Annotated in this window: 25 protein-coding genes; 15 read left to right on the top strand and 10 right to left on the bottom strand. The window is 41.0% G+C overall.

Annotated features, from left to right (window positions below):
- Positions 1 to 33: 33 nt before the first annotated feature.
- From AC6JA8_RS16840 to AC6JA8_RS16830, 3 genes are read right to left on the bottom strand one after another with little or no spacing between them, the layout of a single operon-like run.
- The gene (locus tag AC6JA8_RS16840; RefSeq protein ID WP_497974838.1) at positions 34 to 318 is read right to left on the bottom strand and encodes a hypothetical protein; all 285 of its coding nucleotides are present in this window, start codon (positions 316 to 318) and stop codon (positions 34 to 36) included.
- A complete protein-coding gene (locus AC6JA8_RS16835) occupies positions 318 to 1,391 on the bottom strand; it encodes an RluA family pseudouridine synthase (protein ID WP_497974837.1) in 1,074 nt (357 codons plus the stop codon). Before AC6JA8_RS16835 ends, AC6JA8_RS16840 begins: the two co-directional genes overlap by 1 nt.
- 19 nt (positions 1,392 to 1,410) lie before the next feature.
- On the bottom strand, positions 1,411 to 3,615 hold the full coding sequence (locus AC6JA8_RS16830) for a hypothetical protein (protein ID WP_497974836.1): 2,205 nt from the start codon (positions 3,613 to 3,615) through the stop codon (positions 1,411 to 1,413).
- Between the two features lie 46 nt (positions 3,616 to 3,661).
- Here AC6JA8_RS16830 and AC6JA8_RS16825 point away from each other — a divergent pair, with 46 nt between their 5' ends.
- Together AC6JA8_RS16825 and AC6JA8_RS16820 are read left to right on the top strand one after the other, a co-directional pair.
- Positions 3,662 to 4,861: a hypothetical protein gene (locus AC6JA8_RS16825; protein WP_497974835.1), complete on the top strand. Its 1,200-nt coding sequence runs from the start codon at positions 3,662 to 3,664 to the stop codon at positions 4,859 to 4,861.
- Positions 4,858 to 5,724 (top strand): hypothetical protein, encoded by an 867-nt coding sequence (locus AC6JA8_RS16820; RefSeq protein ID WP_497974834.1) that lies wholly within the window; start codon positions 4,858 to 4,860, stop codon positions 5,722 to 5,724. The genes AC6JA8_RS16825 and AC6JA8_RS16820 overlap by 4 nt, the downstream gene beginning before the upstream one ends.
- Here AC6JA8_RS16820 and AC6JA8_RS16815 read toward each other — a convergent pair.
- Genes AC6JA8_RS16815 through AC6JA8_RS16795 form a run of 5 tightly spaced genes read right to left on the bottom strand, consistent with a single transcriptional unit; the run spans position 5,710 to position 9,735 of the window.
- On the bottom strand, positions 5,710 to 6,405 hold the full coding sequence (locus tag AC6JA8_RS16815; protein WP_497974833.1) for a hypothetical protein: 696 nt from the start codon (positions 6,403 to 6,405) through the stop codon (positions 5,710 to 5,712). The genes AC6JA8_RS16820 and AC6JA8_RS16815 overlap by 15 nt on opposite strands.
- Complete coding sequence (locus tag AC6JA8_RS16810) at positions 6,405 to 7,562, bottom strand: cysteine desulfurase family protein (RefSeq protein WP_497974832.1); 1,158 nt, start codon at positions 7,560 to 7,562, stop codon at positions 6,405 to 6,407. Before AC6JA8_RS16810 ends, AC6JA8_RS16815 begins: the two co-directional genes overlap by 1 nt.
- An 11-nt stretch (positions 7,563 to 7,573) precedes the next feature.
- Positions 7,574 to 8,683: a quinolinate synthase NadA gene (gene nadA, locus AC6JA8_RS16805; protein ID WP_497974831.1), complete on the bottom strand. Its 1,110-nt coding sequence runs from the start codon at positions 8,681 to 8,683 to the stop codon at positions 7,574 to 7,576.
- A gap of 12 nt (positions 8,684 to 8,695) precedes the next feature.
- The gene (locus AC6JA8_RS16800) at positions 8,696 to 9,016 is read right to left on the bottom strand and encodes a rhodanese-like domain-containing protein (RefSeq protein WP_497974830.1); all 321 of its coding nucleotides are present in this window, start codon (positions 9,014 to 9,016) and stop codon (positions 8,696 to 8,698) included.
- 14 nt (positions 9,017 to 9,030) lie between these two features.
- On the bottom strand, positions 9,031 to 9,735 hold the full coding sequence (locus AC6JA8_RS16795) for a DUF481 domain-containing protein (protein ID WP_497974829.1): 705 nt from the start codon (positions 9,733 to 9,735) through the stop codon (positions 9,031 to 9,033).
- A gap of 151 nt (positions 9,736 to 9,886) precedes the next feature.
- On the opposite strand from AC6JA8_RS16795, the gene mscL reads away from it, so the two are divergent.
- Positions 9,887 to 10,309 (top strand): large conductance mechanosensitive channel protein MscL, encoded by a 423-nt coding sequence (mscL, locus tag AC6JA8_RS16790; RefSeq protein ID WP_497974828.1) that lies wholly within the window; start codon positions 9,887 to 9,889, stop codon positions 10,307 to 10,309.
- Position 10,310: 1 nt separating this feature from the next.
- Here mscL and AC6JA8_RS16785 read toward each other — a convergent pair whose 3' ends face one another.
- Positions 10,311 to 11,456: an esterase-like activity of phytase family protein gene (locus tag AC6JA8_RS16785; RefSeq protein ID WP_497974827.1), complete on the bottom strand. Its 1,146-nt coding sequence runs from the start codon at positions 11,454 to 11,456 to the stop codon at positions 10,311 to 10,313.
- A gap of 168 nt (positions 11,457 to 11,624) precedes the next feature.
- Between AC6JA8_RS16785 and AC6JA8_RS16780 the strand changes: the two genes are divergently transcribed.
- The 9 genes from AC6JA8_RS16780 to AC6JA8_RS16740 all read left to right on the top strand — a co-directional run bounded on the left by AC6JA8_RS16780 (position 11,625) and on the right by AC6JA8_RS16740 (position 20,073).
- On the top strand, positions 11,625 to 12,398 hold the full coding sequence (locus AC6JA8_RS16780) for a ParA family protein (RefSeq protein WP_102244963.1): 774 nt from the start codon (positions 11,625 to 11,627) through the stop codon (positions 12,396 to 12,398).
- A gap of 42 nt (positions 12,399 to 12,440) precedes the next feature.
- Complete coding sequence (locus AC6JA8_RS16775) at positions 12,441 to 13,322, top strand: ParB/RepB/Spo0J family partition protein (RefSeq protein ID WP_102244962.1); 882 nt, start codon at positions 12,441 to 12,443, stop codon at positions 13,320 to 13,322.
- 111 nt (positions 13,323 to 13,433) lie between these two features.
- Positions 13,434 to 13,922 (top strand): hypothetical protein, encoded by a 489-nt coding sequence (locus AC6JA8_RS16770; RefSeq protein ID WP_497974826.1) that lies wholly within the window; start codon positions 13,434 to 13,436, stop codon positions 13,920 to 13,922.
- Positions 13,919 to 16,060, top strand: a complete 2,142-nt coding sequence (locus tag AC6JA8_RS16765) for a hypothetical protein (RefSeq protein ID WP_497974825.1) — start codon at positions 13,919 to 13,921, stop codon at positions 16,058 to 16,060. Before AC6JA8_RS16770 ends, AC6JA8_RS16765 begins: the two co-directional genes overlap by 4 nt.
- Before the next feature lie 194 nt (positions 16,061 to 16,254).
- On the top strand, positions 16,255 to 17,043 hold the full coding sequence (locus tag AC6JA8_RS16760) for a hypothetical protein (RefSeq protein WP_497974824.1): 789 nt from the start codon (positions 16,255 to 16,257) through the stop codon (positions 17,041 to 17,043).
- Positions 17,044 to 17,122: 79 nt separating this feature from the next.
- A complete protein-coding gene (locus AC6JA8_RS16755) occupies positions 17,123 to 18,382 on the top strand; it encodes a Glu/Leu/Phe/Val family dehydrogenase (protein ID WP_497974823.1) in 1,260 nt (419 codons plus the stop codon).
- Positions 18,383 to 18,530: 148 nt separating this feature from the next.
- Positions 18,531 to 18,968: a hypothetical protein gene (locus AC6JA8_RS16750; protein WP_497974822.1), complete on the top strand. Its 438-nt coding sequence runs from the start codon at positions 18,531 to 18,533 to the stop codon at positions 18,966 to 18,968.
- Positions 18,969 to 19,010: 42 nt separating this feature from the next.
- The gene (locus AC6JA8_RS16745; RefSeq protein WP_497974821.1) at positions 19,011 to 19,496 is read left to right on the top strand and encodes a hypothetical protein; all 486 of its coding nucleotides are present in this window, start codon (positions 19,011 to 19,013) and stop codon (positions 19,494 to 19,496) included.
- Positions 19,483 to 20,073 carry a FecR domain-containing protein gene (locus AC6JA8_RS16740; RefSeq protein ID WP_497974820.1) on the top strand — a complete coding sequence of 197 codons (591 nt, stop codon included), beginning with the start codon at positions 19,483 to 19,485 and terminating at the stop codon, positions 20,071 to 20,073. Before AC6JA8_RS16745 ends, AC6JA8_RS16740 begins: the two co-directional genes overlap by 14 nt.
- On the opposite strand, the gene aspA is transcribed toward AC6JA8_RS16740, so the two are convergent.
- Entirely contained in the window at positions 20,059 to 21,498 is a 1,440-nt protein-coding gene (gene aspA, locus AC6JA8_RS16735; protein WP_497974819.1) for an aspartate ammonia-lyase, read from the bottom strand. The two genes, AC6JA8_RS16740 and aspA, sit on opposite strands and share 15 nt — an antisense overlap.
- 125 nt (positions 21,499 to 21,623) lie before the next feature.
- Between aspA and AC6JA8_RS16730 the strand changes: the two genes are divergently transcribed.
- The 3 genes from AC6JA8_RS16730 (at position 21,624) to AC6JA8_RS16720 (ending at position 23,009) form a co-directional block, all read left to right on the top strand.
- On the top strand, positions 21,624 to 22,145 hold the full coding sequence (locus AC6JA8_RS16730) for a hypothetical protein (RefSeq protein ID WP_102244953.1): 522 nt from the start codon (positions 21,624 to 21,626) through the stop codon (positions 22,143 to 22,145).
- Positions 22,146 to 22,196: 51 nt separating this feature from the next.
- Positions 22,197 to 22,541 (top strand): hypothetical protein, encoded by a 345-nt coding sequence (locus AC6JA8_RS16725; RefSeq protein ID WP_497974818.1) that lies wholly within the window; start codon positions 22,197 to 22,199, stop codon positions 22,539 to 22,541.
- A gap of 84 nt (positions 22,542 to 22,625) precedes the next feature.
- Positions 22,626 to 23,009, top strand: coding sequence for a hypothetical protein (locus AC6JA8_RS16720; protein WP_497974817.1), 384 nt, complete (start codon positions 22,626 to 22,628; stop codon positions 23,007 to 23,009).
- The last annotated feature ends 4 nt before the right edge of the window (positions 23,010 to 23,013 follow it).

The following is a 23,013-nucleotide window of genomic DNA, read 5'->3' as shown; positions in this document are numbered from 1 at the left end:
ATCCTAAATCAGTGTTAGAGCACGAAAGACGTATTAAGCGGTGATTGTCGGAGGTCGATCCACTGGGGGAATGTAGTTCATTTCTTCAATGTGAATAACTTGGAAAAATATTTGTCCGATAAAAACCGGGCGAAGAAAGAGGTGATGGGGAATTGTCTTGATATCGTAAGCAGACTCAGGACTTGTGCCACATACAGAGCATTGGCTTGATGAAGAATGGCGCTCTTCACAACAAAAGTAGCCTCTTTCGCAAGAAAACGAAAGCGATATTGAAATGAATATCGATAGAATCGAGGCAAGGACGAATAGCTTCTTCATTAGAAGCTATTGTAGTATTTTTTCACCGTTAATTGAATCTTTTCTTCAATATCACTTGGTTTGAACTTCGTTTTTTGTTCAATCCATTCGCGAAGATCGTTAGGGATTTTAGTAATAAAGAGCTTTTCTTCACCTTTGTAAGGGATTCTCAAGGCGATAGCGTGAAGCGCATGGCGAGGAAGCTCCATTTCTTCGAAATCTTCCTCTTGTGCTAAATGATCTTTGAAGCGCTGGAACATTTCATAGCTACCCAAATAAAGTTTATCTCCAACTAGTGGAATGCCATGGGCCTTAGCATGAACGCGGATTTGGTGTTGGCGACCTGTTTGAGGACAGGCGATGCCGATAACGTAATCATCGTTTTTCTCTAAAATATAAAAGAATGTACGGGCGTGTTTTCCTTCCAATGAATCTTCAGGATAAGACTGAACTAAAATGCGCTTTAGTCCTTCATCGGGATTGCCCATTCGTTCATTTGCGACAAAATAGTCCTGGTGCTTAAAGCCATCTTTGATCTTAGCGATAAAGAGATAGCATTTTTTTACGTCATCATCTTCAAAGCGCTCCATCATCTCTGTGGCCATCTTCGGATTTTTTCCCAGCATTAAAATGCCGGATGTTTCACGGTCGATGCGGTGAAGAGAGTGAATGGTGTGATTGTATTTCATTTCAAAGAAGACAGTGGCACAGTTAAATAAATGTCTTCCGGCCGGGTGAGTGGACATGAAAGCTGGTTTGGAAATAACGATCAGATCCTGATCCTCATAAACAACATCGGGAGTTGTCTGAAGTTCCAGTTTTTTTCCTTTCCAGTACTCGTCTTCATATTGGCTTTTATAAAACTTAATGATGATTTCATCGCGGTGATGAATAGGGCTTGATGGTTTGTGAGTCCCGGGGCGACCCACGATTTCAATTTCACCGCTCTTGATTTTCTTTTTGATAATTTCACGCGAGAACGACTCTAAATAGACACCAAGAAACTGATCCAGTCTCATGCCATCGTGCTCTTCGTCCGCCATATGGCGGACTTCGAAGAGGTCATCTCGGTAAATTTTATGAATTACAGTCATTTTAACAAAGGTGCAAAGTCTAGTAGCGTTCCTTGATTAGGAATTTTACTAACGACATCGCAGCTCCCTCAGTATAGCCAAAGCGGCTTTCTAAATTCGACAGAACAGACTTAATTAACTTTCTATTTTCATCAGAAAGTGGTGAGTTTTGTCCCGGCCCCAACGTTTTGGCGTATTCTGCTTCAAAGAAGACAATATTGCGAGAAATGTTTTGAATAATCTTCTTTTGCTCACTTCTATAAGATTCTTGTAAACGGTCTACAAGATCAGGGAAAACGTCAGTGTAAATCAGAGTTTTACCACGGTTATCAAGTGAGTAAGCTCCAAGTTTTGACAGTAAGTGTGAGCGGAATGTTTTTGAGTCTTCTTTTAGACCGATAGCTGCTTCAAATTCTTTAATGAAGAAGTCATCCGGGTCAACGAATTTCCCCATCGCTGTGTTTTTGATTTTCTCGCCTTTATTTAAAGCGTTGATGTTTTCAATGTAGCGGCGGATGTAGTCTTCGTATGAACGGTCGTCTACGAGTCCAAGAGCACTTCTTAGCTCGCGGTCGAAGTTATTTAGGTTGTGCTCCTTAATAAGCTCCAGGTAGCGGGCCGGATTGTGGTAATCCGCTTGCGGGGCCATGTTCAGGAAGTCGTATTCACTCTTCTTTTGAATTAAGTGCTGAAGGTACTCAAGCACCTCGACGAACGTCACATTCTTATGAAGTGAAGAAAGCCTGAAGACAATGTGCTTAACATCGCGAGGAGAAAGACCAAACTTTCCTTCGTATAAGCTATCGTTAACGTATTCATTTACGATTTCATCAAAACCTTGTTTTAAAATTTGTTTTGATTCAACGTCTAACTTCTCTGGAAGCTCCATTCCTGCAAGATAAAGAGCTTTTTCAAGTGGGTTGAGGTTTGTAGCGATATTGGCCAATTTTTTATCGTTGTAGTTTTTTGTCTGACAAACTCTTAAACGCGACATCACTGCAAAGAAGCAAAGAGCGTTTAGTGCGTGAGGTGAGAAGTGAGAGCGGTCCTTGATCCCTTCAACTTGTTCAGAATAAATCTTCTCTTCATGTCTTACGTCGAGAAGGTAAGGAACTGTGATGAAGTTAAATCTTCCTTTAAATGAATTGAAGTCCGGGTGCTGTTTAAAAGCAGCAAGGTGGATTTCATTTGAAGTTCCGATAAAGAAAATATCCAGTTCAGTTAAAATCCCTTGCAGGTTGATTGAGCCGGTTTCCATTGTCATTAAAAGATATTTGTAAGCATCAAGTGGACGTTTCAAAAGGTCAGAGTACTCAAGCACCCCACGGTTGGCCATGACAGCTTCACCTTGTAGAGAGAAGAGGTTCAATGACTGAAGGCTTGGTGGAAGACTTGCTAGTCTCTTATCCATCGTAATCTGTTGCATGCGAGCATCAACGTGGATTTGAGGCTCAATTGTTACAGCTGCAGTTGAGTAACGTTTACTGATTGAGAATCTTTCAACTCTGATGTGTTTTAGCACTTCCTGGTGTTTGCCTTTGTAATTTTTTAAAAGGGCATCGTAGATCATGCGGTTTCTTTTTGAGAGGTCTCCGCGGTATAAGTAAGACTTTCTGATTGAGGCCAGAAGTCTTTCATCGCCTTTAAGCGCTTCTTCAATAAGTTTTTGTCTGTGCTCTTTTGGAACTAATAAGAGCGGATGATCTTTGAGTTCACTTGGCATGATGGCCGAAATTTCTTTATCTTCCAGGTAAGCAAAACTTCCATGCTGGCTTTCGCGGATAGTGCTGGTTAATCCCAGTGAACCCTTAACATAAGTGTCTAGCGGGAAGATCCAGCTGAAAGAATAAAGTTTTCCTGATTCAGTTTCAGAGTACTCTTCCAAACCTTTGATCATCTTGTTAACTAGAGATGACTTTGAAGAACCGTTAGGTCCAATAAGCAGAATGAACTTGTTGTTAAATCCTTCTTCGCTGAAATTCACCAGGTTTTGGTAAAGTGCTTGTTGCACTTTTACTTGCCCGTGAACAGCAGGAGAGTCTGGGTGTTTCATTCCAAAAAGTTTAAATGATCCATCGCTGTTAACACCGTAGTGGTTAAGCATGTCGCGGATATATTCATACGTAGGACGACATTCTAGTTTTGCGTTTTTTTCGAAAACGTCCATGTAATCAGAAAATGAAAGTGTTTCTAAATTTGCATCGCTTTGTTCAGAAGCTTGATTAATCCAATCTTGATAACTCATAAGTGTATTTCCTTTGAGGGCATTGTTAGTTATATTGTAATCTCTTATGAAAAATTTCAAAAGGTTCATTGTTCCAGTAGCTCTTTGTGCCGTCCTAATTGGTGCCGGAATTGCTGTTTTCATGAAAGGACTTCCGAAAAGCGATAAACCTGATTATTTTGTTCAAGAAAAAGCTGGTTTAAATCGCCTTATTCAAAACTCTTCAGAGATTCATCGCATGTGGATTGAGGGGGAAGAGTCTCGCGAATGGAGCCTGATGAAGGCCGATTGTTTGAAGTATCTGGAAGTGAATCAAAAGTTTGATGAATCACTTTTGCGCTGTAACCCGATTCTGCTTCAGTGCCACGCTTTATTTTCAAAAAATCTCAATTACAAAATCATAAACCTGGAAGAAGTTAAAAATCTTCCTTACCGTTATCTGACGAAGTCCAATAGTTCTTATGGTGGACTTCGCGAAGTTGGCGTGGCGATGACTATTGAAGACCCGGCGACAAAAAGAAAACTCGATATTTTTTTAGAAGATCAGTGCCAGGAAGTTTATTTAGAGCAGAGAGCTTACGCTTACGGTGAGCAGGTTCAGGAAAAAGATGCGGAAGACTACCGCTTTGATAATTTCAACCGCCATATTTATTTCGATACACATTTAGTGACCAATGGAGAAATCAACCAATGGATTCGTTTTGGGAATCCTGATTTTACTCGTGGGCTAAGAGAAAAAAAGGGAGATGACCTCTTTCTTCCTGCGGTGGATTTAACGTTTAATCAAATGGAGAACTACTGTTCTTTTAAGGGCAGACAAGTCATGCTTGCTCATATTTTTGATGCCGCTACATTTCTTCCAATGGATTTGGGAGATAAAATCCCAAAGAGAAACCTGCGCTCGCCTTATTATTGGACGAAAAAAGCGAGTGAGTATAAGTCAGACTGTAACTTGATTTACTCTAAAGACTGCTTAAGTAAAAAGGCCTATAGCTTAAATTCTACAGAGCCAAGCTGGTCAGGACTGCGCGATTCAATGGGCGGAGTGTTCGAAGCATTTAGAAATCCAATTGATCCCGACAGCAATTTGAAAGCTTCATCGTTTTATTTTGATTCAAAATCTTCATGGCACAAATTAGGCTTTCGCGCCGGATGGGATGGAGAAGGCTTTGACCTGAGGAATTTTGATTTCAGAGGACTTAATCCTTTTGTTGCCGTTGAGAAATTCCAGGTAGGCTTTCGTTGTATGCGCGAGGTGATGCAATGAAAATCCTAAACCTACTTATTCTTGTTCTACTTGTTTCTTGCGTGAAAAGTAACGACAAGATGAGTGTCGCAGAAATGGATTTAAGGCTTTCAGAGGAGTGGATTTATACAACGGCTCTCGATGGCCTTAAAAACTCTGGTGAAATAATCTCTAGACCTCCTGGTTTTGAGCAACTCGTCGTTTCTGTCACTCTACCGGCAAAAGGTGGACTTAACCAAATACGCCAATGCCTTTACTACACGGTTCCTTATAAAGAAATCATTGGAAGCCTAAAGGTGATGGTGTTAAAGAACCTGGAAAATTGCCCGGAGACAGCAGAAAGAGGAGAGAAACTCCTTGAGCTTCAAGGATTATCAAACTTAGCTGTAAGCTTCACACGTTTTAAACTCGCACTAGATTTTGATTACCAAAAAGAGAAAAAGAAAATTGAAATCCCAATGCCTAATATTGAGTCTGGCCTGGTTCACGAAAAGTACAAGGCCTTGACTGAAAGAAGTATGATTAGCGGATTAAAGTTTCTGCGTTTAAACGATGACAGCTTTGATTTTGGCAGCAACAGATACCTTGGAAAGATCTCAGACCGCTTTAGCCGAGGGACGGCCATTAGATGCCAGCAAGTGAATAAAAACTGCGAGACCGTAGGTGAAAACCGCTGTGGTGATTGCCGTTATGGTTGGTATGAAGTCGTCGATTTCCAATGCCCACAAGGTGGATCAAAATTCTGCGGACAAAATCACTGTGGAGAAAAAAATGAACCAGCTTGCCCGCGCGGGGTAAAAGTCGTGCCAGAGGAAGAGGCGGGGATTTGTCAAAGTGACTTAGAGCCGGTGCTTAACGCCGATAAAATCTTAGTCTGCCAGTGAGTTAATGAAATTAGGCGGAAGTCTTTCCATCACTTCATTGATGTCTGCACCCATCGTATGAACAATCACAAATGAAGTCAGTGGCCTCTCCGGATTCGTCGCTTGCGGGTCTTTTAGCGCAGCTTTTCTGGCGCGAAGGATGGCCAGGACGTAGTCGCTTACTAAAAATTTATCCATTGAAAGAAGCTTATCGATGTTTTTATCTGAAAGCCCGATCAGTGCGACGCCGTCGTGGATGACGTAAGGAGCGATATTAGATTTAGCGATAATATTGTCTTCGTTTAAGTCGACAACAGAGCTGTTTAAGAATTTTTGAGGGTATTTCTCAAAAGAGATTTCTTGTTGATCAGCGATGATGAAATCTTCGATTGAAAGATTAACCAGATCGATTCCCTTGCCAGTTAAAGAGTCTAAAACGGCCATGTTTTGAGCTTTTGAAGCGTTGGCCTTTAGTAAGTGACCAGTGTGAACGATAAAAACATTCTCGTTTGTTTTATCGACAATTGCTTCTCTCGCTTCAATTTTATTTGTCAGGTAAAGCGGGAAAGGAACGCTGTGGTTTTTCACCACTCCAGTGCTTGCTGAAGAAATCGAAACGCTGTTTTTTTTCTGTGAGCTTGAACAAGAAGCCACTACCAGCATTGCGAGGATAAGAAGGAACTGGAATTTAAGTTTTGTCATTAGAAGCTCTTTACCTTAGTCAGTTTTGTATAAGCTTTTGTCAGTGCATCTGCCAGTTGGTCGTAGTACTCAAGAGGCGAGTTCAGGCAAAGACTGATGCGAACAACACCGCGACCAACATCGTCTTCAACGCCCATGGCGCGTAGAACTTTAGAAGTCACTGGCATATTGTCAGAGCAGGCAGAAGAAGTGGTTACAAAGATGTCTTGAGACTCAAGTTCAATTTGCACCGCTTGCCCGTGAATACCTGGGTATGAAATGTACGTTGTCGAAGCAAGTCTTGGAGCTTTTTCCCCGATAATGACAACATTCGGGAAAGCTTTTTTCATCTTAGCTTCAAATTCAAGTCTCTTTTCTGCAAGAGCATTAAGGTTATTTAAAACGCTGTCGATCGCTGTTAAGGCAACGGCAAGAGTTTCGTTTCCAAGATAGTTTTGAGTTCCACCGCGGTGACCTTTTTCCTGGCCTCCACCGATGATTAATGGTTTTAGAGTTGTCGCGTCTTTAACTAAAAGAATCCCAGTTCCCGTCATTGCTCCTAGCTTGTGGCCAGAGCAAACAGCGTAGTCGAAGTTTGATTCTTTGAAGTTGAAGCGAGTTTTACCGATGAACTGAGTTGTATCGCAAAGAAAAGGGATGTTGTTAGACTTACAAAGATCGTTGATTTCTTTGTATGGCTGGATAACACCAGTTTCGTTGTTTGCGGCCATGATCGAAACCATAGCGATATTCGTTTTTTCTTCAGCGATCCACTTCTTTAGTGTTTCAAGTTCAACCACGCCGTCTTTAGTGACTGGAAGAACTTTTACATTGTAGCCTTTTTCAGAAGCGTAGTAGTTAGCTGTGTTGATGATGGCAGAGTGCTCGATTCCAGAAATGATGATGGTTTTTTTCGTGTTTTTGTCGCAGCCTAAAATGCTGTGGAAGACAGTTGAGATCCCTTCCGTGGCCCCAGAGTTGAAAATAACCTGGTCATAATCAGCGCCTAATACCTTAGCGCAAACCGCCCTCGCATTCTCCATTCCCATAAGTGTCTTAGCACCAAGGTGATGAATAGCATTTGGGTTAGCAAATGGTCCTTTTTCAAGTCTCTTTAAAAGATACTCTTTTACTGGAGGAGAAAGGGGAGCACTGCCGTTATAGTCTGCGTAAATCATATTTCCTTCTTTTATTTAATAGCGAGCATTCTATCGAGCGCCTTCATAGAAGAGTGCGCGATATCTTCTGGTACACTAATAATATTTATCGGCTTATTCTCTTTGATCGCACGGAAACTGGCAAGTAACCAACGCGGTCTTACGCGGTACATAGTTGTGCAAAGACATTGATAAGGCGATAGCGAAACAATTTTTTTATCGGGAAATTGAGCGGCCAGGCGGTTAATCAGGTTGATCTCGGTTCCTACAGCGAACTTACTTCCTGCTGGAGACTTGGCGATTTTATCGATGATGTACGAAGTTGACCCGTTATCATCGCTTGCTGCCACAACATCAAATGGACACTCAGGGTGAACGATAACTGTCATTTCCGGGTCTTTTTTCTTAATCGCCAGAACTTGATCTTTAGTGAATCCCTGGTGAACAGAGCAGAAGCCGTACCATAGGATGACTTTTGCTTTGTCGATTTGTTCACTTGTTAATCCACCGTTAAGCATGTTCGGGTTGTAGATCACCATATCTTCTAGTGGGATTCCCATTTTAAAACAAGTGTTGCGCCCTAAGTGCTGGTCTGGGAAGAAAAGCAGCTTCTCACCTTGAGAAAGCGCCCATGAGATAATTTTTTCTGCATTTGATGACGTACAGATACTTCCGCCGTTATCGCCTACGAAAGCTTTCAGTGTCGCCGCACAGTTGATGTACGTTACTGGGACAACTTTTTCTTTCGTCGACTTCTGGATGAAGTTCCATGCGCGGTCGATTTCAGATCTTCTTGCCATGTCGGCCATTGAGCATCCCGCTTTTAAATCGGGAAGGATGACTTTCTGGTTTTTTGACGTCAGCATGTCCGCTGTTTCGGCCATAAAGTGTACACCACAGAAAATGATGTATTCTTTATCTAGTTTAGCAGCTTCACGCGCTAGTTGAAGCGAGTCACCAGTGATGTCGGCGAACTCGATGACGTCGTCTTGTTGGTAGTGGTGACCAAGCACCACAACTTTGTCTTTTAATTCTTCTTTAAGCTTTCTTAGTTCAACTAAAACGTCAGCATCTGAAAGCTCGGCTTCCGTGATGGTTGGTTTGTAGCTGTCTTCTTGCTCTTCAGAAAATAAATCTAACATTGCTTTCTATCCTTATGCCTTCGTTGGGAATCCAGCTTCCTGCCATGCCATGATTCCACCTTCAAGATTGTTCAGGTCACTGTAGCCTTTTGAAAGAAGGAACATGCAAGCGTTCATACTTCTTTTTCCGCTTCTACATTGAACAACAATAGTGGCATTTTTGTCTGTTAACACAGCTTCGTATTTTTCCTGGAAAGCAGAAAGAGGGATAAGTGTCGCGCCTTCAATGTGCGCTTCATTCCATTCTTCTTGCTCGCGGCAGTCGATGAAAACGAAGTTTTCTTTGTTATCTAATTTGCTTTTTAATTCTTGTACGTCGATTTCTTTAATCATGATTAATCCTGTAATTAGAATTTCGCTACTAAAGCAGTTGTTAAAAGGGTGTCTGTTTTAGTCGCTGTTCCTGGTGCTGGTAGATGATCATATCTTAGCAGGAATGCTGTCTTAATTGAAAACATAGTTGAAAGAGCGGCAGAAACTGAAAGTTCTGTATTGATTTGGTAATCTTTACTTTCCTTAAGGTTTGGAATGTATTCAAGGAAGTATTTTGTTGAAACAGTTTCAGTCCATTTTTTTTCTGTTTCTGTATAAGCTCTTAAAGAATTTTTATAGACGTGAGAGCCGTTGTTTAGCTTCTCATTCACGTAGCGGTAACCGGCTTCAACAAACCAGTAAAAGTTTTCAACTTTGTAGATGTTGTACTTTCCACCGATGTCATTGTTGTGGCGAAGTTCGTAGCCCGCAAATTTGTCGCTTTCTAATCCTTCTTCAACAAACAGAGAGAATCTATCGCTAAGTTCGCGCTCGTAACGAAGGCTTCCCAGGATATAACGCGCGCTTTCATCGTTGTTGCTGTACGTGTTTAGGAAACGAGCTTTGAACTTTAAAACGTTCGCGTCAAATTTTAGGGCGTTTTCTTGTTTTAAGTTATACGTCTGAGACTTAGTGTTACCGTTAGCAACGGCGATCCCTGCTTCAGATTCATTGGTAAAATCAGCAGCAAATGCTGATGTCATAAGCATTGCAGATAGAAGGAAAACGAGACATTTCATCTATAACCTCACTGTTAAAAATGGTTAAAAAATAGACCCCCTGTAAATCCCTCATACACCCAAAAATGTCTAGTGAAATAGGTGCTTGCCCATCAATAGCTTTTGATGCAATCTCTAAATAAATAACTAATAATTGGTTGAGGATAAGATTATGTTAAAAGAGTTTAAAGAATTTGCGGTCAAAGGAAACGTGGTTGATTTGGCGGTAGGGGTCATTATCGGGGCGGCTTTCGGGACAATCGTAAAATCCCTGGTTGATGACATCATCATGCCACCAATCGGAGCACTTCTAGGAAACGTGGATTTTTCTAACCTGTTTTTAGTCGTCAAAGAAGGAGCGAAAGCACCTGGACCTTACGCGACTCTTGCTGATGCCAATGCGGCCGGTGCTGTTTTAATTAAGTATGGGACTTTTGCCAACACAGTGGTGAGTTTTTTAATCGTTTCATTTTCAGTTTTCATTCTGGTCAATCAGCTTCAAAAACTTAAAAAAGCAGAACCACCAGCGGCGCCGGCAGGCCCGTCTGATGAAGTTAAGCTTTTATCTGAAATTCGCGATCTACTAAAAAAATAATTTAGAGGCTTGAATCAAGCAGGCTTTCTTTGAATTCTAAAACCAACAACTGGTTTGTACTTTCGTTAAGGGGAGTCAGGCCAGTTGTGTGGTTTGATTTCCCGGCAATTTGAAAATCATTGTCATAAACCAGCGCCAGTCTTTTGTTATCAATTAACGCTAGGCCTTCAATCTTTTCAAAGTTGTTAAACGGAGTTGTCTTTAAATCAGCAATCATGGTTTTTTTCACCATCTGGTCTGATTCACCCAAAGTGATCTTGTAGATGTACTTTTGGCTTTGTTCTCCCACTTTTCCATTTTGTTCTAAAACCAGAAAGTTTTTAGCATCAAGCGCGATGGCATCGCCGATTTTGTCGTTGCCTTTGGCAAAAAGGTAGAAGTATTCGGCCGAGGTTTTCATCGTTTCAAGGTCAACTTCCACGATTCTTGAAAACTCACCATCTTTAGAAGTTTCTTTTGGAAGTGGGCTTTGCAGGAATCCGTAAAGTTTAGTCCCCACACGGGCCACGGCTTCAAATCCGCGGTTTGGTTTTCTTTCACTATACATTCTTGGCAACTCTTGGCCTGGCGTCAAACGTCTGGTCATTTTGCCTTCAACATTGAAGTGAACCAGAGAAGGGGCGTACTCATCAGAAAGCCACCATCCGCCCTCACCATCAGTTGTGATCCCTTCCGTGTCCAAACCTTGTGGATCAACTGAGTAATAAAGACCAAAAACGTCCGTTGGGTTTTCTTCAAGTCTGCTGTTTGGAAGTCCTGTTAAAGGAGCGCCATCTTTCTTTTTAAGTTTGATTTCAGCGGCGACAGTAAGTTCTTTTGTTTCTTTTGTGGCCTTTAAGACAACAATCGTCGGGCTGTATTCTGGAAGCAAAAAAGGTCTGTCTGTGCCTTCTGGTTCACCATTGGGCCCCCTGTCAGTGACAGTCTGGAAATAAAGTGAGCCTTCTTGTTCGTGATCAAAGACCAGCCCTGAAAAGCCACCTAGTTTGATTTTTTGTCCCGACATCGTCGTTCCGATCACCGGAGAGTTGGGCATATTATAAAGAGTGAAACTAGAAATTGATTGCGCTTTTTGAGTTCCCGAAGTGCTCGCACATCCAGCAAGCAAAAGAGCGACGAGAGAAGAAGCGAGTGAGATTGATTTCATTTTTTTCTCGATAAAAAGTTTGTCTATTTACGATATACCCAACGGTGGTTTTTTAAAAGCAGGTTAATTTTTATCGCCCCTACAATTTTTGATAGGGGCATTTTTTCTTTGACAACTCATTTCAAGTCCAACAAACTTTTAAATGAGTATAAAAAACAGGAGTGATTCATGGAAGTTATCACAATCGGTAATAACAAGGGTGGCGTTGGTAAGACAATGCAATGCTATCAGTTATCTTGTTACCTAGCTAATAAAGGTCATAAAGTTCTAGTTATTGACCTCGATTCACAAGCAAACCTAAGTTCGACTTTTGGGGTGCAAATTCAAAGAACATTAGTTCCAGAATGGTTAATCGGTGACGTTGGTATTAACGACGTAATCGTGAAGCCGGAAATGTCAGGCAAGCTGTACAAAAATATCAGACTGATCCCTGCCAGCCGCCACCTTTCTAACCTTTCAAAGCTTCTGATCCTTTCAGAAGGTGAGATTAGAAAAGAAGCGGGAAGAAAAGAGCGTCTACTTAGAAAGAGACTTCAGGATGCGAATCTTGATTTTGATTATGTAATCATCGACACTCCACCAATGCTTGGAGATGAGTTGATCATGTCTTTAGTGGCTTCAAACCGCGTTCTTATCCCTACTCAGGCACAAGATTATTCAATCGACGGTCTGGAAGAGTTAATGGACACATTTGAAATCATCAAAGAAACAGAAAACCCATCTTTAGAGTTTTCTATTATTCCATCTATGGTTAACCCGAGAAGAAAAATCGAGCAGGCCAGAATGGAAGAGTTGTCACAATCGTTCAACATCACTCCAATGGTAAGAAACATGGTTCAGCTTCAAGAGTCGATCTCTACAAGAAGACCAGTTTGTGTTATGGGAGCGAAGTCTGCCGGCCGTCGTGACTACGAAGAACTTTGGAAATCATTAAATTTATAATTGATTGACAGTTAATTTACATAAGGATGTGGAGAATTATATATGTCTAAGACATTTGCTGCGCGTGTATCTAAAAAAGAAAGAAACACCATCGACCTGGCAGAAAAAGTAGGTCGCGAAATATTTAAAGTATCAGATGATCGTCTACTTCAGGGAGCTAAGCTTACTGAAATCCAGATGAAGGAAATTGTTGTTAAAGAACAGGTAAGAACTAAGTTTAACGACGATTCAATCAAAGATTTAGCTAAAAACATTGAACTAAACGGTCTTATTCAACCACTGGTTCTTCACCAGGACAAAAACGGCCGTTACAGACTGATTTGTGGTGAGAGACGTTACCGCGCTCTTACTTTCAACAAGGCCGTTTCAGCTCCATGTTTTGTTCTTGAAAACAAGACAGAAGAAGAGTTAATGGCGATCCAGTTCTCTGAGAACTCGGCCCGCGAAGAACTTCACTACGTTGATAAAGCTGACGGTATCCTGAACTATCAAATTGCGACTGAAGCAAGTGAGAGAAAAATCCAGGCGGCGCTTGGGATTTCTAAGTCAGAAGTTCACCGTTCACTGCTTATCGCGAAGATGCCAAAGTTTATTAAAGAAGCTGCTAAGAGATACGACATTGAAAAATACGTTCTTCTTGAGTGGGATGCTCTTCCAAAAGGATCACTAAAATCTGATGTAGAAAAAAAGATCCTGGCTGGAGACATCACTAAGAGAGCTGAGCTTGCTCGCATTATCAATGCAGGTGGATTAGTAAAAGCTGGAAAGAAAACTCCGCTTAAAGCAGCTCTACCAAAAGGTGTGAGTGCCAATGCTTTCTTAAAAGCGATGTCATCTAAAACGAAAGATTTAAATCTTGATAAAAAAACTCAAGAACTTCTAAGAACTTTAGTTGAAGAAACTAAAGAGATGATGGATCAATAATCAAAACAATATCAGGGGGTTTCGGCCCCCTTTTTTTATGTCTTTTTCTAAATAAAGTTCCCTCGTTTCTCCTCCGAAAAGCTAATAGTTTTCTGTAGGTAGGAGAGTCTAATGAAATCCGTCTTAATGTTGTTTCTTTTAGCGCTGACATACTCAGTTCGCGCAGAAATTAAAACTGTAAAATACGAGCAGGGATTATCGCTGAAATTTAGTGATCAAAACTGGAAGTATCAATACATCAAAGAGTTGAGATCAATCACTCCGCATATTTTTGAAAACAAAAAAGACAAAGAATTAAAAGTTGTCGTTCAAAAAGAAACACATCAGGAATCCCATTATAAAAAACAATCACTAGTGAGTGATAAATGTGCTGCCGCCAACAAGTTCTACAAAGAATCAATGCAAGGTTCAGCTCAGAATATGAAAATCAAAGGTCAGGATGTCTGCCTGATTAAGATGGTAAAACAAGATAAGAATAGCTATCAGATTATTTATCCAGTCCATTTTGCCAAAGGCTCTTATGACTTGATCTCGTTTGCTTGGTATGGTGACGAAGGAAAACTTGAAGCAGTCAAAGAACTAGTAGGAGAAAACCTATGAAAATATCTGCTTTCATTTTAATTTTTTCTCTTCTTTCTCCCACTCTTCGAGCTGAAGATTTCCCTAACTTCTTTTATGGTTACGGCGGTGGTGGTGCTTATCCTGGCCTAGGCGTTGGTATGGGTGGTGGTATTGGCGGGGGAATGGGCAGTTACCAGTTTCAGGGCGACAACAACCAATCAGTTCCTGTTTTTGATAATGGTTTAAGTGGAAGTGGTGTTCAGTATAAAAATGTTAAAGTGAATGCGAAGTGTCCGCTTTTAACGTCAATGAATACTGACGAGGCAGACTTACTGTCTGACTTGAAGAGTTTTTTAAGTACAGCTTCTAAAAATCCTAAATGTTCATTAAAGCAGGATGCAATGGCCGATGCCATGGGGAGAAACCAGCTGTCGATGTTAGAAACGATGCTTAATGGATCAGATTCTAACAATCCTTATGCGGGAATGGGTGTTTCAACTGCCAGCGTGAAATGTTACTCAAAAAACGTAGAACTCATTGGACAGAGAAACCTTGCTTATTATTATGCTGAAAAAAAGATGACCCAGGGATCGACAAATCCTTTTTCAAGTTGTCTTACTGATTCATCGGCCACGGGAACAACGGGGTCTACATACACTTATCCATACACGACAACAGAGACAGAAACTAAAGAGATGACTCTGGAAGAAAGAAGAGAGTGTATTTCTAAAAAATACGAAAGTATGGTGGAAGAAAACCAGATGATTTGCCGTGAGAGCATTGCTCCTCAGGCCGTGCAAAAACAAATCAATAAAGGACTGGCGGGACTTGAACAAATTCTTAACCAGGCCATCGCTAATCAAGAAGACTGTGGATTTAAGTCGCAGGATCTCTTTAAGGTGACAATGAACACTTTCTTAAAAACGAAAGCGCTTTCAGTTGTTGGGCCTTGGGGTGCCGTGGCCGGTTTTGGTGCCGACCTGGTATCAAATCTATTAGATAAACTTTTCCCGAGCGATGCCCAGAAAGCGACTGCTCTAATGGAAGAGATTTTAAGCGAAGAAACTTTTGAACAAAATGCGTGTTTATATTTTAACGTTCAACAAAAAATGTACTGTGAAGATAAGCCGGTTGAAATCGCTACACCAAATCCTGGATGCCAGAGCATTCCGGTGAGTTCAGATTTATTATCGTTGATTCAAAAGTACCGCGACATTAAAAAAGTAACGGACTCTATTCCTTCAAGCTCGAAGCCAGGTATGAACATTAACATGATGAATGCACCAGGAATGAATACTATGCCGGGAATGCCTGGAGTTGCATCAACTCCTTCTATTTCGCCGGAGCTGGAATCAGCTGTTTTAGATCATATTGAAGACCTGTCGAAATACGCTGTTTCTAATGAAGAGGAATTGCGCGAAAGAGTAAAGTCTCTTCCAAAAATGCAGCAATCAAGAGAGCAGGCCAAGATTAATAAGTTCATTGGTAAAATGAAAGACTATCAAAACTATGACCCGGCCAATGACCCAACCGGAAAGATGGGAAGCCAGCTTTTAGGCGAGATCGTGGAATTTTTTAGTAGCAAAGACCCGACAGTTGAACTTGATCTCTCAATGTTCATCGTTAGGACAACTCCAGGAACAAAACTGGAAAACATCAAACAAAAGAGTATCGCGCGCACGATCGAACAACTGATGGCAGTTAAAGACGAAGGCTCAGTCCAAGATGAATCAAGTAGAGCGATGGCCCGTTTCAATAAATACAAAAATGGAATGGCGATGCTGGCGAGAAAGAAATTTGAAGACCGCCTAGAAAAGCAGTTTAAAGAATTCGAAACTCAGGTGAAGTTTGTTTCAGGTAAAGATAAAGGTGTCGTCAATGACCCGGTTGCGGAAGGACAGCTACGTAACCTGGTTCGCCACTGTACTCTTTTACAGGAAGTTTACGATCCAGGATTAGAAGGGAAGATGCCGAGAGTTTGCCAGAAGCTTACTTGCGACAACAATAAGCTCGACTACTTTAAACCATCTGCTAATAAGGCCAACTTTTCTGAGTTTAAAAAGAACTACTGTGACAAGAGCTTAAGCTTCCAGAAAATCGAAAACAGCTATATTAAGGATCTCAAAGATAAGTCAGGTGCGAAGATTTGCGGTGTAAAGGCCGATAGCTTCTTCTAAGTCTTAAACCATTATATCCCATAGAACTGACCAAATTTTAGACAGTTCTATGGGAGCAAAATTGTCGGCCATCCCTCGAATAAATCTCTTTTCAATAGATTACCCCTCAATCAGATACAATTTACCCATTCATCTCTTTTGGCACAGGCCTTGCGATAATTAATGGTAAGAAACATTAAAAGAGGCTCAACCTTATGAAAACTATGACAACAGCAACTTTGAAGAACTTACACAGGTGTTTAACTTTTAAACACTCACTGTGCGCATTGTTCGCTTTTGCTGCTTTTCAAGTAAATGCGGCCGACACTAATAAGATGTCGAGAAAGCCAGCGGCCGTTGAGGAAGAAGTCCTGACTGTTCCATTACATGAAGAAAGTTTTTTTACTAACGATAATATGTTCGCTGAAGATGATGCCGGAATTATGAAAGATATGAAGGCTTCAATGAACGGTTGGGAAAAAACAGAAGAGTACGCTCGTCTTTGGGACCTACAATCTACTGGTCTGTACACAACACCGACAGCTTCCCAAAAAGGAAAATATATCAGTAAAAAAATCCTTCGTTATGCTGATAAAAGATTATCAGGTGAAATGAAGAAAGCTGATGAAGGCTCAACTCTACACAGAATGAGTAAGGTTGAAAAAAACCTTCGCCCAAATGCTTCAGTAAACGTTTCTAAAAACTTTGGTTTTAAATTTAAGGTCCGCGTCCTTCAAGGTAAGGCCATCATGGAAGTAAAAAACCCATGGGTTGATTGTTCGGCCCAAGTTGGGGCCAACGGTAAAGCAAAATTAATTACACGCAAAGAGTTCAAGTCTTTAGGCTTGGCGTCAGGAGCAGAGTACTCTGTGAATGATTCTGAAATGCTAACTTACATTGACCAGCAAATTACTGACAATGTGAAGGCCCGTCTTTCAAATACATCAGGAAATGACGCGGACTCAAGGCTAGAAATGACAGCTAGCTTCCCATTTAATCTTTAATTCACTCGGACCACTGGCAATCTCATAGAAGCAAGAGTAGACTCGAGGGCACTTATTTCTATGAATCGGAGGTCCTTAAATGAGTTTATTCGACGCTGCTCTTTTTCAAGACGCTATTAAGCAACTTGAAGACGCTGCAAAGATCATGGGTCTAGACCCAAACGTAGCTGAAAGATTAAAATACCCAAAACGTGCACTACAAGTTTCTGTGCCTATTCGTCTTGATGATGGAACAGTTAAAACGTTCATCGGATACAGAGTTCAGCACAACTTATCTCTAGGGCCAGGTAAAGGTGGGATTCGTTACCATCCAGGTGTAGACCTTTCTGAAACTGCAGGTCTAGCGATGCTTATGACATTTAAGTGTGCCCTTGTTGGTCTTCCATACGGTGGAGCAAAAGGTGGTATCTGTGTTGATCCAACACAACTTTCTCGTCAAGAGCTTCAAGCGCTAACTCGTCGTTACGCTACAGAAATTAACATGATCATCGGGCCTCACGTAGACATCCCAGCTCCAGATATCGGAACTGATGGACAGACTATGGGTTGGTTCATGGATACATACTCTCAAATCAAAGGATACACTGACGGCGCAGTCGTTACTGGTAAGCCAATTGAAATTGGGGGTTCTAAAGGACGTGCTGAATCTACAGGTAAAGGGGTTGCATTCTGTGTAAACTTCGCTGCTGAAAAGATCGGTATGACAATCAACCAAAACACAACTGTAGCGATCCACGGATTCGGTAAAGTTGCTATCCCTGCTGCTAACGATCTTCGCGCTCAAGGTGCAAAAATCGTAGCTGTGTCTGACGTTTCAGGCGGTGTTTATGATCCAAACGGTCTGGACATTGAAAAATGTGAGAAATGGGTAAAGGAAAACAAAGTTCTAAAAGGTATGCCAGGAACAAAACACATCACAAACGACGAGCTATTCGCTCTTAACGTTGATGTTCTTATCCCTGCTGCTATTGACGGTGTTATCACTAAAGACAACGCTCACGTCGTAAAAGCAAAAATCATCGCTGAAGGTGCTAACGGACCTTTAACAAAAGAAGCGATCGATATCGTAACAGAAAAAGGTGCATTCCTTATCCCAGACGTTCTATGTAACGCTGGTGGGGTAATCGTATCTTACTTTGAATGGGTACAAGGTCTTCAGTCATTCTTCTGGGATCTAGACGAAGTTAACAAGCGTCTTCACTCAATTATGAAAGATGCTTTCGAGAACGTTTACTCTGTTTCAAAAGAGTATAACTGTAACATGAAGTCAGCGGCTTTAGTTGCAGCTATCAGACGTCTTGAAAAAGCTATGAAACTTAGAGGGCTATGGCCGTCATAGTCTTTAAAAGGCTTTACGATCTTACTTAGGTATCAAAACAAAAGGGCCATCTTCGGATGGCCCTTTTTTTTGCTGTAAAATCTTCACAAAACCACACCTGATTTTTATTTATGGTAGTTTGCCTAAAAATTTTTTTAGGAGTCATAATATGAAATCATTCATCCTTGCCCTTACTCTTCTTTTTGGAACTGTCTCATTCGCCAACGATTCTATCGAAGCTTCAAATGCTTCAGAACTAAAAATCCTGGATTTGGTTATTGGTGTTCAACAAACATACTCTGTGACATCAGAGCTTCAGGCGAAAGTAGTTGAGATCCTTGCTGGTGACGGGATGAACGCAACTCGTATGATTTTAGTTCTAAATACAGGTTACCAGGATTCAAAAGTATTTGAACTTGATGAGATGATGTATGAAGTAAAGAGAATCGTTTTCCTGGCAAAAGACGTTATCGTTATTAACTACGTTCAGGACAGTTTTGACGACGCTGAAGCGATGAACCCAATCCAAGTAAAAAAATCAATTACTATCAAAGTTTTAAGAAACGCTGATGGAACACTTGCTGACAAGATTGAAATCGTAAGATAATTTTTTTTCTTCGTAGGGGAAATTGGCGATATAATTTCCCCTATGAAGACTATAATCACATTTTGTATTCTGCTTCTTTCCTTAAACGGTTTTGCTGCTGTTTTAAAGCATGAAACTTCCAAAGCCCGCTATGATGAATACCCTTTCCGCGAAGTCTGCGAGAAATTAGGCGCTAAAAATTTTGAACTCATTGAAGCCAAGTCCATGAGCGAGATTGATTGCATGGGGAAGGTCTATCAGGCGATTGATTTTTGCCTTAATAAATTTCCGCTGGATAAAACTCTCTCGCGTGCAATCGTTGATGAAAAAACCAAGATGGTTAAGTGTGAGCACAGTGAAAGTGTCATGATTTCTGTGTCGTGTGATGAGCGCGATTTAAAGTATTGTTTTGACCCTAAAAAAGGCTGTGATGAATTAAAGAAAATCTACGCCAATAGGCTCGATGTGGCCCACTACTCGATGCTGGAGAAAAATATTAACTGTTATTTCGCTAAAAAAATTGGAGAGAGTTTCAATGAAGATCCTTAGTTTAATTTGCTCACTGTGCTTTTCTGTAAGTATTTATGCTAGTGGTTTTCTTCCAATCGCTAATATCGTAAAAGTTAGTGGCCATGCTTTTATTAATAAAGAGGAAATCTCTGTCGGAGCAGAAGTCGCCAAGGGAATGACGATCACAATCCCTAAAAAAGGAGATTACATTGTTGTTAAATTTCAAAATGGTCATATGGTCAGATTTACAGAAGCAACTGTAAAAATCGAAGAACTGACAGAAAAAACAAGCCTGATTAATCTATTAAAAGGACAAGTTCATACATTGGTAAAAAAACTCACTCCAGATGAGACATTTAAAATTAAAACTAAGTATGCTTCTTTTGGAGTGCGCGGAACCAAGTTTGGTGTAAGTCTGGATGAAGAAAAGAAGAAAGCTTATCTTTGTGTTTGCGAGGGTGTTGTCCAAGCTACAAAGGGAAAGCTCTCTGCCAATGTAAGTAAAAATGAAGACCTGTGGGTAGGTGCCCAGACAAAGAAGTTGGAAGTTAAACCTTCAACTGAGCAAATGTTTAATATGACCAACCAGGTCATTGAAGAGCTAGAGCGTTTGTAGCTTAAAGTTCTTCCCGATGTATTTTGGATTTAACATGTTTTCTGTAGAGAAAATCTGGTCTAACTGCTCTTGAGTTAGAAGCTTGTTTTCTAAAACAACTTCGCTGACAGTTTTACCAGTTTTCGCACACTCTTTTCCAATCAGGTCACACTTTTCATGTCCAAGAATCGGATCTAAGAAAGTCACGATAGCAATGCTGTTCATAACGTTGTTCTTACAGATATCCGGGTTAGCTGTGATTCCATCGATACATTTATATTTTAGATTGTATGAAGCATTTTCTAAAAGGTTGATTGATTCAAATAATGAAGACGCAATCACTGGCTCCATTACGTTTAACTGGAGCTGTCCTGCCTCTGAGGCCATGGTAACAGTTAAGTCGTTTCCAATAACTTTGAAACAAACCTGATTGACGACTTCCGGGATAACTGGGTTTACCTTGGCAGGCATAATGCTTGATCCAGCTTGTAGCTCTGGAAGATTGATTTCTTTTAATCCTGCACGAGGGCCACTTGAAAGCAGGCGAAGGTCGTTGCAGATTTTAGAGAGTTTTACGGCCGTTCTTTTTAGAGCGCCAGAGATCATAACGTAAGCTCCACAATCAGATGTGGCTTCAATAAGATCTTCTGAAACTGTGTATTCAAGTCCTGTGATTTCTGCCAGCTTTTTTACGGCCACTCTAGAGTATCCCTCTGGAGCGTTGATACCAGTACCAATCGCAGTGGCACCTAAGTTCACTTCAAGAATTAAATCTTTTAGTTTTGAGATCAGTTTTACTTCTTCTTTTAGGAGAGTGGCATAAGCGTTGAACTCTTGCCCTAATGACATGGGAACTGCATCTTGAAGTTGAGTGCGACCCATTTTTAAAATAGGTTTAAACTCTTCTGCTTTGTGAGCAAATGAAGAGCAAAGAGACTCGAGTGCTTCAATCAAGAGAGTGATATGTCTATAAAGGGCAATCCTGAAAGCCGTTGGATAAGCATCGTTTGTCGACTGGCATTTATTGACGTGATCATTCGGGTGAATGATGTGGTAGCTTCCTTTTTTCTCACCTAAAAGTTCAAGGGCCAGGTTAGCGATGACTTCATTGGCGTTCATGTTAACTGAAGTTCCGGCACCACCTTGGTAGATATCTGAAGGAAACTGATCCATGCAGCGGCCGTGAATAATAATCTCATCACAAGCACGCGCGATGATTTCTGCAATCTTTGCATCGATGGTTCCGATTTCACCGTTTGCTAAAGCACAGGCCTTTTTAGTAATCGCTAAAGACTTAACCATGATGTGGTTGTGACCAATCTGGCTGTCAGAAATCTTAAAGTTTTCAATCGCACGTTGAGTGTGAATCCCATAATAAGCATCCGCTGGCACCGCCAGGTCTCCTAGAAGGTCATGTTCAATTCTCACGTCTTTTTGCGAACTCATAGCGTATTCCTTAAATCCCACGCCTTTCAAAAATTGATTTTTTCAGGCATTTTTTCTATTAAATTTTGGTAATTAAGAATGATCTGCCTGAGCTTCTTTTGCAAGGGGGAGCGCAGGAGATTTTTATGAACATGAGAACGAAAAGCATTTACCCGTACGGCGGAGTTTTGTGTCCGGTGGATATCTTTGGCTACGCTTCAAATGGGATTCCCGGCATCGAAATAGTAGGGTTAGGAAAACATTCCCGAGGAGTGAAAGAAAAATTTATTTATCTCTCGCGAGAGAGGAAGCTCAAGTTCCCGTTAAAGCGTTTTGTTTTATGTATAGAAGGCGAAGTTGAAGGAAAAAAGTTTAAAGAAGAAGAGTATAGGTACTTAGAGCTGCCTTTGCTCCTGATGCTTTGGAGCCTGACTGGGCATTTGCCATTGGGGCATCTGGAAGATTGTTTTGCAGCAGGAAAAATTTCAGTGGAAGGCGAAGTTTCACCGCTTGTTCTGACTTCTACGGTGCAAGAGTTTTTGCGTGACATGTTTAGATTGGAAGACAATCAAATGCTCAAAATTATCGCGCCCGGTAACGTGCAAGTCCTAGATGATCAATATCATCTTCCAATAGAAGGGCTTTTTGAGTCTTTGAGCAGGAATTGAACATAGACAAGGCAGCAGCATCCTCGCTAAGATTTCTTTAGAGAGGTATTTATGAAAACATTCGCAGTTTTATTTTTCACATTTTTCACGACATCTTTATTTGCCGGTGTGGTGAATTTGGGAGTGGGAGAAACGATCACTATCCAGGCCAACACACAAACAGTTGTGACGTGTGGAATTGATGGAAGTAAATGTACAACACCAATTAAGAATCTAAAAAGCCAGCTGGATTATTGCAAAACATCTCAGAGCAACTCGGTAGAGGATTGCCTGGTTGAATACTGGCCGAAGTTTAAAAGAGGCTATGCTAGTTGCGTGGATGAGGCCTTTCAGACGTGCTTAAACTTCTGTAAAAGTGACCCATTTGGATTAGATTGCCTGGAGCTTTGTAAATAAGCCTGTAAATACTTCACAAACTCTTTAAAAAAATCCTGAAAACTGTAATGTCCTTAGACACACAACAGTTTTCAGGAGTTTATCATGAAAAAATCGATTCTTTCACTGGCGCTTGTCGCAGCTTTATCTTCAACATCTGTTTTCGCAGGAAACACGACTGGGGCACAATTGTCTTCAATGCGCGTTTTAGGTGCGGCTTCATGGATTGCTATCACGGTCTATTCTCCAGCAGCAGGAGCTGTTATTGCAGGAGTATCAAGCTCAGGGTTCTCAACGTTGATGGCCTCGGCAGATGAAACTGTAAGAAAGCAAGTTCAGGAAGTTGTAAATAACGACGCTCAACAGTTCTACCAAAACGGAACGGTGACTCTTTCTCTAAGAACGGCAATTAATGAACTACAAAAAGTAGATGAAACATTAACAGATGGTGACGCTGTTGATGCAATCGTTGAAGCTGTTAATCAGTAATTAG

It is taken from the genome of Bacteriovorax sp. HI3 (genome assembly GCF_059738875.1).
Note: the sequence above shows the minus strand (reverse complement) of the source record. Positions and strands in the feature narration are given on the sequence as shown.

Bases quoted from the DNA above. Each gene is read 5' to 3' on its own strand.
- AC6JA8_RS16840 (WP_497974838.1), bottom strand. From the start codon at position 318: ATGAAGAAGCTATTCGTCCTTGCCTCGATTCTATCGATATTCATTTCA.
- AC6JA8_RS16835 (WP_497974837.1), bottom strand. From the start codon at position 1,391: ATGACTGTAATTCATAAAATTTACCGAGATGACCTCTTCGAAGTCCGC.
- AC6JA8_RS16830 (WP_497974836.1), bottom strand. From the start codon at position 3,615: ATGAGTTATCAAGATTGGATTAATCAAGCTTCTGAACAAAGCGATGCA.
- AC6JA8_RS16825 (WP_497974835.1), top strand. From the start codon at position 3,662: ATGAAAAATTTCAAAAGGTTCATTGTTCCAGTAGCTCTTTGTGCCGTC.
- AC6JA8_RS16820 (WP_497974834.1), top strand. From the start codon at position 4,858: ATGAAAATCCTAAACCTACTTATTCTTGTTCTACTTGTTTCTTGCGTG.
- AC6JA8_RS16815 (WP_497974833.1), bottom strand. From the start codon at position 6,405: ATGACAAAACTTAAATTCCAGTTCCTTCTTATCCTCGCAATGCTGGTA.
- AC6JA8_RS16810 (WP_497974832.1), bottom strand. From the start codon at position 7,562: ATGATTTACGCAGACTATAACGGCAGTGCTCCCCTTTCTCCTCCAGTA.
- nadA (WP_497974831.1), bottom strand. From the start codon at position 8,683: ATGTTAGATTTATTTTCTGAAGAGCAAGAAGACAGCTACAAACCAACC.
- AC6JA8_RS16800 (WP_497974830.1), bottom strand. From the start codon at position 9,016: ATGATTAAAGAAATCGACGTACAAGAATTAAAAAGCAAATTAGATAAC.
- AC6JA8_RS16795 (WP_497974829.1), bottom strand. From the start codon at position 9,735: ATGAAATGTCTCGTTTTCCTTCTATCTGCAATGCTTATGACATCAGCA.
- mscL (WP_497974828.1), top strand. From the start codon at position 9,887: ATGTTAAAAGAGTTTAAAGAATTTGCGGTCAAAGGAAACGTGGTTGAT.
- AC6JA8_RS16785 (WP_497974827.1), bottom strand. From the start codon at position 11,456: ATGAAATCAATCTCACTCGCTTCTTCTCTCGTCGCTCTTTTGCTTGCT.
- AC6JA8_RS16780 (WP_102244963.1), top strand. From the start codon at position 11,625: ATGGAAGTTATCACAATCGGTAATAACAAGGGTGGCGTTGGTAAGACA.
- AC6JA8_RS16775 (WP_102244962.1), top strand. From the start codon at position 12,441: ATGTCTAAGACATTTGCTGCGCGTGTATCTAAAAAAGAAAGAAACACC.
- AC6JA8_RS16770 (WP_497974826.1), top strand. From the start codon at position 13,434: ATGAAATCCGTCTTAATGTTGTTTCTTTTAGCGCTGACATACTCAGTT.
- AC6JA8_RS16765 (WP_497974825.1), top strand. From the start codon at position 13,919: ATGAAAATATCTGCTTTCATTTTAATTTTTTCTCTTCTTTCTCCCACT.
- AC6JA8_RS16760 (WP_497974824.1), top strand. From the start codon at position 16,255: ATGAAAACTATGACAACAGCAACTTTGAAGAACTTACACAGGTGTTTA.
- AC6JA8_RS16755 (WP_497974823.1), top strand. From the start codon at position 17,123: ATGAGTTTATTCGACGCTGCTCTTTTTCAAGACGCTATTAAGCAACTT.
- AC6JA8_RS16750 (WP_497974822.1), top strand. From the start codon at position 18,531: ATGAAATCATTCATCCTTGCCCTTACTCTTCTTTTTGGAACTGTCTCA.
- AC6JA8_RS16745 (WP_497974821.1), top strand. From the start codon at position 19,011: ATGAAGACTATAATCACATTTTGTATTCTGCTTCTTTCCTTAAACGGT.
- AC6JA8_RS16740 (WP_497974820.1), top strand. From the start codon at position 19,483: ATGAAGATCCTTAGTTTAATTTGCTCACTGTGCTTTTCTGTAAGTATT.
- aspA (WP_497974819.1), bottom strand. From the start codon at position 21,498: ATGAGTTCGCAAAAAGACGTGAGAATTGAACATGACCTTCTAGGAGAC.
- AC6JA8_RS16730 (WP_102244953.1), top strand. From the start codon at position 21,624: ATGAACATGAGAACGAAAAGCATTTACCCGTACGGCGGAGTTTTGTGT.
- AC6JA8_RS16725 (WP_497974818.1), top strand. From the start codon at position 22,197: ATGAAAACATTCGCAGTTTTATTTTTCACATTTTTCACGACATCTTTA.
- AC6JA8_RS16720 (WP_497974817.1), top strand. From the start codon at position 22,626: ATGAAAAAATCGATTCTTTCACTGGCGCTTGTCGCAGCTTTATCTTCA.